A 10,119-nucleotide genomic window follows, 5' to 3' on the forward strand; every position below is an offset into this window, starting at 1 on the left:
GGCCGAAAGTCGCGGGTCCAGACGGTCATGGTGCGCCATGACGCCGTATTAAGGAAGGCTTCCTAACAGCGGGCCCGACCGCAGGACGGGCGTGAGGTCGGGAGCCTGCGGTCAGCCGGAGGCGAGCTGGCGGCCGCGGTCGCGGGCCGCCTCGATGGCGGCCAAGAAGGCCGCGCGCACGCTGTGCCGTTCGAGCTCGGCGATCGCCGCGATGGTCGTGCCGCCGGGCGAGGTCACCGCCTCGCGCAGGATCACCGGGTGCTCCCCCGAGTCGCGCAGCATGATCGCCGCTCCCACGATCGACTGCGTGACCATGTCCAGCGCCGCGGCGCGCGGCATGCCGAGCAGGATGCCCGCGTCCACCATCGCCTCGACCAGGTAGAAGAAGTACGCGGGACCGCTTCCCGACAGCGCCGTCGCCGCGTCCTGCTGCGACTCGGGGATCCGCAGCACCTTGCCCACCGGCTTGAGCAGGTTCTCGGTGCGCTGCAGGTGCTCTTCACCCGCGTACGCGCCGGCCGAGATCACGCTCATCGCCTCGTCGAACTTGATCGGCGTGTTCGACATGACCCTGACCACCGGCACGTCCACCCCGAGCCGCTGCTCGACGAACGCGGTCGTGATGCCCGCCGCCGCCGAGATGACGAGCCTGTCGGCGGGCACGTAGGGGGCGATCTCGGCCAGCAGAGCGGCCATGTCCTGTGGCTTGACGGCGAGGATCAGCGTGTCGGCGGCCTTGGCGGCCTCGGTGTTCGACACGGTCCGCACGCCGTACGTCTCCCGAAGCGCCTGGGCCCGCTCCTCCCTGCGCGCGGTCGCCAGGACGTCGCCCGGCTTGAACCCGGCCCGCAGCAGCCCCGACAGCAGGGCCTCGCCCATCTTGCCGGTTCCCAGAATCGCAATCATGCGGGCAGCCTACCTAGTCCGACGTGGCGGCATCGCGCCGGAAAAGGCGGCGGCCGGTACGGCATCGTGGTTGGGCCTGGCGAGGTCACGCCGGATCGGCACACTCGACCACGACCACCTCGCCGACCTTGGGATCCCCGACCGGCCTGCCCCGGGATACCGACCGGGCTCAGCCGCGAGAGGAGCGACCGGCTTCCGCCCGGAGGAGGACCGACCGGCCTCCGCCCCAGGGGGAAGCGACCGGCCTCTCCGAGGAGAAGGAGCGGGCGGTCTCGGCCCCACCCGTGAGAGGCGCGAGCAGTCTCGGCCCCGGAGAGAGTGCCACCCGACCCCGACTCCCGGAGGGAAGCGAGCGGCCTCGATCCCGGAGAGCGTGACGGTCGCGACGCTGGGAGCCTCAGTCCCGGGAGAGGAGCGAGCGGGCGAAGAAGGTCAGGTTGGCCGGGCGCTCGGCCAGGCGGCGCATGAGGTAGGCGTACCAGTCGTCGCCGTACGGCACGTACACCCTGACCTGCGAGCCGACCCCCGCCAGCCGCCGCTGCTCGGCGGGCCGCACGCCGTACAGCATCTGGAACTCGAAGCCCGCGGTGTCGCGCCCGTGGAGGACGGCCAGCGCGGCGGAGATCTCGATCAGGCGCGGGTCGTGGGTGGCGACCATCGGGTAGCCGGTGCCCGCCATGAGTGTCTTGAGGCAGCGGACGTAGCTGCGGTCGATGTCCCTCGGCGAGGTGTACGACAGCGCTTCGGGCGCCACGTACGCGCCCTTGCACAGCCGTACCCTGGCGCTGTCGAGCTTCGCGCAGCGCTCAGGCGCGGCGCGCAGGTAGGACTGGACGACCACGCCGACGTCGGGATGCTCCTTGCGGAGGGTCGAGTGGATCGACAGCTGGGCCTCGATGGTGTCGTGTTCCTCGGCGTCGAGGGTGACCGTCACGCCCCTGGCCGCGGCGGCCTCGCAGACCGACGCGGCGTTGTCGAGGGCGAACTGCTCCGACAGGCGCAGGCCGAGGGCGGTGAGCTTGACGGAGACGTCGGCTCCCGAGGGGAGACCTTCGAGGAGGGTGAGGTAGGCGCGGACCTCGCGCTCGGCCTGTGTCCTGTCGGTGACGTCCTCGCCGAGGTGGTCGACGGTGACGAGCAGCCCCTGGTGTGACAGGTCGTGGACGACGGCGCCCACGTCGTCGGCCACGTAGCGGCTGACCACTCCCCTGGTCAGCGGGGACGAGGCGATGAGACGCTCGGCGCGCTCGCTTCGCGAGGCGGCCAGGAGAACGTGACGCAGCACATCACCAGCGTAGACCCCGCATCGCCGGTGGATCACCGCCTCGATCTCTCCCGCGACCCTCGGTACGGCCCGCCGGGAGCACCCCGAGGCGGCCACCCCGGGAGGCCGGCGCCGACACCCCGAGACCGTCCCCCGAGGTCCGCGGCGAGGACCGGCCGATCCCGAGACGACCCTTCGACACCCGGAGGGAGGCTCCTTCGACACCCGGAGGGAGGACCGCCGGGCTTCGCGACCGTCACTCGGACGTCAACCGGAAGGACCGACGGACCCGAGACGGTCCCGACGTCCGAGAAGGACCCGAGACGGCCATCCCGATGTCCACGGGAAGGGCCCGAGACGGTCACCCGACGCCTGCGGGCAGGACCGGCCGCGACCCCGCGACGGTCGGAGGGGCGATTCGCTCGGAATGCGGGCGCGGGCCGGCGCGAAGGATGGGCGGCGGGAGGGTGAACCGGGGCGTCGCGGGATCCGTCATACGGGTATGCGGACTACAGCCCTCGTGGCCGGGTGTCTGATGCTGACCCTGAGCTGCGGCGCGGCCGCCACTGACACGGCAGCCCGCCCGAACCCCCACCAGCCCGTCGCCGCCCAGCCGGCGATCAGCACACCCTCCACCTCCCCCACCCCGTCGCCGAAGAAGGTCAGACCGGTCGGCGACACCGTCAACACCCGTAAGGTCCGGTTCGAGAGCGCCAAGGCCAAGGACCGCCTGGTCAAGCTGGTCTGGTGGTCGGGTGTCGAGCCGTGCGCGGTGCTCGACAGGGTGGCGGTGAAGGAGACGGCCAAGCAGGTGACCGTCACCCTCTACGAGGGCACGGCGGCCAAGGCCCAGAACGTCTCCTGCATCGAGATCGCCATCCAGAAGACCACGACGGTCAAGCTGAAGGCGCCGATCGGGAAACGCAAGATCGTCGACGGCGCCGGGCGGCGCTAGAGAAGACGCGAGAGAAGACGCCAGAGAAGCGCCGGCACAGGCGCTGGAGAAGCCGAACCCACACGACGGCCGTCCCCGAGGGGCGGCCGTCGCCGTGTGCGTCCGCACCAGGTTGGAACCGCGGGCGTGGCGCCTGTCGTTCAGGATCGTGAGTCACTCGGAAAATCCCCCTCGCCGGGAATGTCGGTGCGCACCCAGAGGTTGAGTCGCATAGGCTCAACTCGTTTGACAAACTACTCGTCGGTCCATAGGTTGAGCCCAACAAGCTCAACTTTGACTACAAGGACGTACTCATGGCACGTGCGGTAGGTATCGACCTGGGGACGACCAACTCCGTCGTCTCGATCCTCGAGGGCGGTGAGCCCACCGTCATCGCCAACGCGCAGGGCTCGCGGACCACGCCGTCCGTGGTCGCCTTCGCGAAGAACGGCGAGGTCCTCGTCGGTGAGGTGGCCAAGCGTCAGGCCGTCACCAACGTGGACCGGACGATTCGCTCGGTCAAGCGCGAGATGGGCACCAACTGGTCCACGGAGATCGACGGGAAGAAGTTCTCCCCGCAGCAGATCAGCGCTTTCGTCCTGCAGAAGCTCAAGCAGGACGCCGAGGCCTACCTGGGCGAGAAGATCACCGACGCCGTGATCACCGTCCCGGCCTACTTCAACGACGCCCAGCGCCAGGCCACCAAGGAAGCCGGCACGATCGCGGGCCTCAACGTGCTTCGCATCATCAACGAGCCGACGGCCGCGGCCCTCGCCTACGGCCTCGACAAGGACAAGGACCAGACCATCCTGGTCTTCGACCTCGGCGGCGGCACCTTCGACGTGTCCCTGCTCGACGTCGGTCAGGAGGACGGCCACGGCTTCGTCGAGGTGAAGGCCACCTCCGGCGACAACCACCTCGGTGGCGACGACTGGGACCAGCGCGTCGTCGACGAGCTGGTCAAGCGCTTCCAGAACGCCCACGGCGTCGACCTGGCCAAGGACAAGATGGCCCTCCAGCGCCTGCGCGAGGCGGCGGAGAAGGCCAAGATCGAGCTGTCCAGCCAGGCCGAGACCAACATCAACCTGCCCTACATCACGGCCTCCTCCGAGGGCCCGCTGCACCTCGACGAGAAGCTGACCCGCTCGGAGTTCCAGCGCCTGACCGCCGACCTGCTCGAGCGGACCAAGGGCCCGTTCCACCAGGTCATCAAGGACGCCGGCATCAAGGTCTCCGACATCGCCCACGTGGTGCTCGTCGGCGGCTCGACCCGTATGCCCGCCGTCTCCGAGCTGGTCAAGGAGCTCACCGGCGGCAAGGAGCCGAACAAGGGCGTCAACCCCGACGAGGTCGTGGCGATCGGCGCCGCGCTCCAGGCGGGCGTGCTCAAGGGTGAGGTCAAGGACGTCCTGCTGCTCGACGTGACCCCGCTGTCCCTCGGCATCGAGACCAAGGGCGGCATCTTCACGAAGATCATCGAGCGCAACACGACGATCCCGACCAAGCGCTCGGAGGTCTTCACCACGGCCGAGGACAACCAGCCGTCGGTGCAGATCCAGGTCTACCAGGGCGAGCGTGAGATCGCTTCCTACAACAAGAAGCTGGCCACCTTCGAGCTGACCGGCATCGCCCCGGCCCCGCGCGGCATCCCGCAGATCGAGGTCACCTTCGACATCGACGCCAACGGCATCGTCAACGTCTCCGCCAAGGACCTTGGCACCGGCAAGGAGCAGACGATGACGATCACCGGCGGCTCGGCGCTGCCGAAGGACGACATCGAGCGCATGATGCGCGAGGCCGAGTCCTACGCCGAGGAGGACAAGAAGCGTCGTGAGGAGGCCGAGGTCCGCAACAACGCCGACGGCCTCGCCTACCAGACGGAGAAGTTCCTCCGCGAGAACGACGACAAGGTCCCCGGTGAGATCAAGACCGAGGTGAACGACGCGCTCGCCGAGCTGAAGAAGGCTCTCGAGGGCACCGACACCGACACGATCCGCACCTCGGCGGAGAAGCTGGCCACGGTCAGCCAGAAGATGGGTTCGGCGATCTACGCTCAGAGCCAGCAGCAGGCCGGCCCCACGCCCGAGGGCGAGACCGGCCAGGCCAAGGCCGGCGGCGACGACGACGTCGTCGAGGCGGAGATCGTGGACGACGACCAGCCCAAGAAGGACCAGTGACGATGTCTGAGCCGCGCGATAACGGGCCCGAGTCAGAGCCGGTGATCCGCGACAACCGCAAGATCGACCCCCAGACGGGTCAGGCGAGGACCGCCAAGGAGGAGCCGGCCCCGGCCGCTCCTCCGGCGGACGCCGCGCCTGTCGCGGGGGGCGACGCCGGCCTCCTGGCCGAGCGCACCGCGGACCTGCAGCGGCTGCAGGCGGAGTACACCAACTACCGCAGGCGGGTCGAGCGCGACCGGGTCGCGGTCCGCGAGCAGGCGGTCGCCGGAGCGCTCACCGAGCTGCTGCCGGTCCTCGACGACATCGGCAGGGCTCGCGACCACGGCGAACTGACCGGCGGTTTCGCCAAGGTCGCCGAGTCGCTGGAGGCGGTCGTCACCAAGCTGGGGCTGACCCCGTTCGGCCAGAAGGGCGAGCCCTTCGACCCGACGGTCCACGAGGCGCTGATGCACAGCTACTCCTCGGAGGTGACCGAGCCGACCGCCATCGAGGTGCTGCAGCTCGGCTACCGCATCGGTGATCGGGTGCTGCGCCCGGCAAGGGTCGCGGTCGCCGAACCCGAGGACGCCCCGGCCGCGTCCGACGACAACTGAGAACCCCCCGAAAGGACGCCATAGATGAGCACCAAGGACTACCTGGAGAAGGATTACTACGCCGTCCTTGGTGTGCCGAAAACCGCCACCGCCGAAGAGATCAAGAAGGCCTACCGGAAGCTGGCCAGGCAGTACCACCCGGACGCCAACCAGGGTGACTCCGCCAAGGAGGCCAGGTTCAAGGAGATCTCCGAGGCCAACGACGTGCTCTCGGACAGCAAGCGCCGCAAGGAGTACGACGAGGCGCGCACCCTGTTCGGGTCGGGCATGGGCGCGCCGCGGCCCGGCGGCGGTGGCGGCGGTTTCCCGTTCGACTTCGGCGACCTGTTCGGCGGCACCGGCCAGCACAGCGGAAGCACGAGCGAGCGCATCGGCGACCTGTTCGGCGGGCTGTTCAACAGGGGTGGCGGGAGCACCCGTACCACGGGCACGACGACCAGGCCGCGCCGCGGCCAGGACATCGAGTCCGAGGTCACGCTCTCCTTCACCGAGGCGGTCGAGGGTCACACCGTCTCGCTGAGGCTGACCACGTCGTCGGCGTGCAAGGCCTGTAGCGGCACGGGAGCCAAGGCGGGCACGACCCCGCGGGTCTGCCCGACCTGTGAGGGCACCGGTGCGGCCAGCCGTAACCTGGGCAACTTCGCCTTCTCCGAGCCCTGCCGCGACTGCAAGGGCCGCGGGCTGCTCGTCGACGACCCGTGCCAGGTCTGCGACGGCAGCGGGCGGGCCAAGAGCACCCGCACCATCCAGGCGCGCATCCCGGCCGGGGTGGCCGACGGGCAGCGGGTCAAGCTCAAGGGCAAGGGCGCGCCCGGCGAGAACGGCGGGCCGGCCGGCGACCTCTACATCCAGACTCACGTCAAGCCGCACGCGGTGTTCGGGCGGTCGGGCGACAACCTGACCATCACCGTTCCCGTCACCTTCACCGAGGCGGCGCTCGGCGCGGAGATCAAGGTGCCCGTCCTCAAGGGCCTGCCTGTCACTCTGCGCATTCCGGCGGGTACGCCCAACGGCCGCACGTTCAGGGTCCGCGGCAGGGGGGCCACCCGTAAGGACGGCACCAAGGGCGACCTGCTCGCCTCGGTGGAGGTGCTCGTGCCGCAGGAGCTCGACGACAAGTCGCGCGAGCTGCTGAACGAGTTCCGCACCGCCACCGCGAACGAGGACCCTCGGGCCGACCTCATCCAACGTGCCAGGAGTGAGTAGGCCGATGGACGCCAACTACTTCAACCTGTCGGACGAGACACCCGTCTATGTCATCTCGGTGGCCGCCCAGCTGTCCGGCCTGCATCCGCAGACCCTGCGGCAGTACGACCGCCTCGGGCTGGTCTGCCCGGGCCGTACGGCGGGCCGCGGCCGCCTCTACTCCATGCGAGACATCATCCAGCTGCGCGAGGTGCAGCGCCTGTCCCAGGAGGAGGGCATCAACCTCGCCGGCATCAAGCGGATTCTTGAGCTGGAGAACGAAGCGCTGAGGCTGCGTGAGGAGGTTCACCGCCTCAGAGCCGAAGTGTCCATGGTCAAGGCGCTGATCCGCTACGAGTTGCCACCGGGGGCCTGAATACATGGACTACAAGCTCACGCAGAAGAGCCAGGAAGCGCTGTCGGTCGCCATGCGGCGGGCGGCCACCGAAGGAAATCCCGAGATCGCGCCGGCCCATCTGCTGGCCGCCCTCCTCTCCCAGACGGGCGGCACCGCCGTACCTCTGCTCGAAGCGGTCGGCGCCGACTGGAAAGCGTTGCGCGCCAAGGTGGAGGCCGCGCTGGCGGCCCTGCCGAAGGCGCAGGGCGCCACGGTGAGCGCGCCCTCCAGCTCGCGTCAGGTGCTGACGGTGATCAACACCGCCGCGCAGCGGGCCAAGCGCCTGGAGGACGAGTACGTCTCGACCGAGCACCTGCTGGTCGGTCTCGCGACCGACGGCGGCGAGATGGCCACGCTGCTGAAGAACTCGGGGGCCACGCCGCAGGCGCTGCTCGACGCGTTCGAGAAGGTGCGCGGGCACGCCAGGGTCACCAGCGAGACGCCGGAGGACACCTACCAGGCGCTGGAGAAGTACGGCGTCGACCTGACCGAGCGGGCCAGGAGCGGCAAGCTCGACCCGGTGATCGGGCGCGACTCCGAGATCAGGCGCGTGGTGCAGGTGCTGTCGCGCCGTACCAAGAACAACCCGGTGCTGATCGGCGAGCCGGGCGTCGGCAAGACCGCCGTCGTCGAGGGGCTGGCGCAGCGGATCGTCGCCGGTGACGTCCCCGAGTCGCTGCGCAACAAGAAGCTCGTCTCGCTCGACCTCGGCGCGATGGTGGCGGGCGCGAAGTACCGCGGCGAGTTCGAGGAGCGGCTCAAGGCCGTGCTCTCCGAGATCAAGGAGAGCAACGGGCAGATCGTCACCTTCATCGACGAACTGCACACCGTGGTCGGCGCGGGCGCCGCCGAGGGCGCCATGGACGCGGGCAACATGCTCAAGCCGATGCTGGCGCGCGGCGAGCTGCGCATGATCGGCGCCACCACCCTCGACGAGTACCGCGAGCGGATCGAGAAGGACCCGGCGCTCGAGCGGCGCTTCCAGCAGGTGTTCGTCGGCGAGCCGTCCGTCGAGGACACCATCGCCATCCTGCGCGGGCTGAAGGGCCGTTACGAGGCCCACCACCAGGTGCAGATCGCCGACAGCGCCCTCGTGGCCGCCGCGGCGCTGTCCGACCGCTACATCACCAACCGCTTCCTCCCCGACAAGGCCATCGACCTGGTCGACGAGGCCGCCTCGCGGCTGCGCATGGAGATCGACTCGCGTCCCGTCGAGATCGACCAGCTCCAGCGCAACGTCGACCGGATGAAGATGGAGGAGCTGGCCCTGGCCAAGGAGACCGACGAGGCCTCCCTGCAGCGCCTCGAACGGCTGCGCGCCGAGCTGGCCGACCGCCAGGAGGAGCTCAACGCCCTCGTGGCCAGGTGGCAGCGCGAGAAGGACGGGCTCAACCGCGTCGGTGACCTGAAGAAGCAGCTCGACGAGGCGCGCGGCGCCGCCGAACGTTTCCAGCGCGACGGCAACTACGCCGACGCCTCCAGGCTCCTGTACGACGAGGTTCCCCGCCTGGAGAAGGAGCTGCTGGCCGCCGCCCAGGAGACGCCCGAGCAGCAGATGGTCAAGGAGGAGGTCGGCTCCGACGACATCGCGGAGGTCATCTCCTCGTGGACCGGCATCCCCGCCGGGCGGCTGCTCGAGGCCGAGACCGCCAAGCTGCTTCGGATGGAGGAGGAGCTCGGCAGGCGCCTCATCGGGCAGCGCGAAGCCGTCCAGGCCGTCTCCGACGCCGTACGGCGCAGCCGCGCCGGCATCGCCGACCCCGACCGGCCGACGGGCTCGTTCCTGTTCCTCGGCCCGACCGGCGTCGGCAAGACCGAGCTGGCCAAGGCGCTGGCGGAGTTCCTGTTCGACGACGAGCGGGCGATGACCCGCATCGACATGTCCGAGTACTCCGAGAAGCACAGCGTCGCCCGCCTGGTCGGCGCGCCTCCCGGCTACGTCGGCTACGAGGAGGGCGGCCAGCTCACCGAGACCGTACGGCGGCGCCCCTACACCGTCGTCCTGCTGGACGAGGTCGAGAAGGCGCACCCCGAGGTCTTCGACATCCTGCTGCAGGTGCTCGACGACGGCCGGCTGACCGACGGGCAGGGCCGCACGGTCGACTTCCGCAACACGATCCTCATCCTGACCTCCAACATCGGCTCGCAGTACCTCGTCGATCCGAAACTGGAGAACGGCGCCAAGCGCGACGCTGTGATGGGCGCGGTGCGGGCGTCGTTCAAGCCGGAGTTCCTCAACCGGCTCGACGACGTCATCCTGTTCGACGCGCTCGGCACAGAGGAGCTGACGAAGATCGTCGACCTGCAGGTGGACCGGCTCGCCCAGCGGCTGGCCGACCGGCGGCTCGCGCTCGACGTCACCCCGGCGGCGCGCGACTGGCTGGCGATCACCGGCTACGACCCGATGTACGGCGCGCGGCCGCTGCGGCGGCTGGTGCAGTCGGCGATCGGCGACAAGCTGGCCAAGGCGGTGCTGTCCGGCGAGGTGGTCGACGGCGACACGGTCCTGGTCGACCTGGGCGACGACGAGCTGACCATCGGCCGCGCCTGACCCTGACCCCTGAACCACAAGGCCTCGGGCGGATTCCCGTCCGGGGCCTTGTCACGTCCGCGTGGCCCCGTCCCGCGCTCCGTCCACGAGGTGCGTCCCGCACACGGCG

7 protein-coding genes and 1 pseudogene are annotated in these 10,119 nt (G+C 69.8%); 6 read left to right on the forward strand and 2 right to left on the reverse strand.

Annotated elements, in window-relative coordinates; genetic code table 11:
- Positions 1-111 precede the first annotated feature (111 nt).
- Together proC and ABZX22_RS12285 are read right to left on the reverse strand one after the other, a co-directional pair.
- Complete coding sequence (gene proC, locus ABZX22_RS12280; RefSeq protein WP_354907832.1) at positions 112-906, reverse strand: pyrroline-5-carboxylate reductase; 795 nt, start codon at positions 904-906, stop codon at positions 112-114.
- 397 nt (positions 907-1,303) lie between these two features.
- A complete protein-coding gene (locus ABZX22_RS12285) occupies positions 1,304-2,191 on the reverse strand; it encodes a proline dehydrogenase family protein (protein ID WP_354907833.1) in 888 nt (295 codons plus the stop codon).
- A 514-nt stretch (positions 2,192-2,705) separates the two neighbouring features.
- Between ABZX22_RS12285 and ABZX22_RS12290 the strand changes: the two genes are divergently transcribed.
- From ABZX22_RS12290 to clpB, 6 genes and pseudogenes are all read left to right on the forward strand, one after another.
- Positions 2,706-3,125 carry a hypothetical protein gene (locus ABZX22_RS12290; RefSeq protein WP_354907835.1) on the forward strand — a complete coding sequence of 140 codons (420 nt, stop codon included), beginning with the start codon at positions 2,706-2,708 and terminating at the stop codon, positions 3,123-3,125.
- A 293-nt stretch (positions 3,126-3,418) separates the two neighbouring features.
- Complete coding sequence (dnaK, locus tag ABZX22_RS12295; protein WP_354907836.1) at positions 3,419-5,281, forward strand: molecular chaperone DnaK; 1,863 nt, start codon at positions 3,419-3,421, stop codon at positions 5,279-5,281.
- Between the two features lie 2 nt (positions 5,282-5,283).
- Positions 5,284-5,877 carry a nucleotide exchange factor GrpE gene (grpE, locus tag ABZX22_RS12300; RefSeq protein ID WP_354907837.1) on the forward strand — a complete coding sequence of 198 codons (594 nt, stop codon included), beginning with the start codon at positions 5,284-5,286 and terminating at the stop codon, positions 5,875-5,877.
- Positions 5,878-5,901: 24 nt separating this feature from the next.
- Entirely contained in the window at positions 5,902-7,083 is a 1,182-nt protein-coding gene (gene dnaJ, locus ABZX22_RS12305; RefSeq protein ID WP_354907838.1) for a molecular chaperone DnaJ, read from the forward strand.
- A gap of 4 nt (positions 7,084-7,087) precedes the next feature.
- A pseudogene (locus tag ABZX22_RS12310) lies at positions 7,088-7,390 on the forward strand (helix-turn-helix transcriptional regulator); the annotation flags it as partial.
- 52 nt (positions 7,391-7,442) lie between these two features.
- Complete coding sequence (gene clpB, locus ABZX22_RS12315; protein WP_354907839.1) at positions 7,443-10,010, forward strand: ATP-dependent chaperone ClpB; 2,568 nt, start codon at positions 7,443-7,445, stop codon at positions 10,008-10,010.
- The last annotated feature ends 109 nt before the right edge of the window (positions 10,011-10,119 follow it).

It is taken from the genome of Nonomuraea sp. NPDC003804, from assembly GCF_040610675.1.
Lineage (GTDB): Bacteria > Actinomycetota > Actinomycetes > Streptosporangiales > Streptosporangiaceae > Nonomuraea.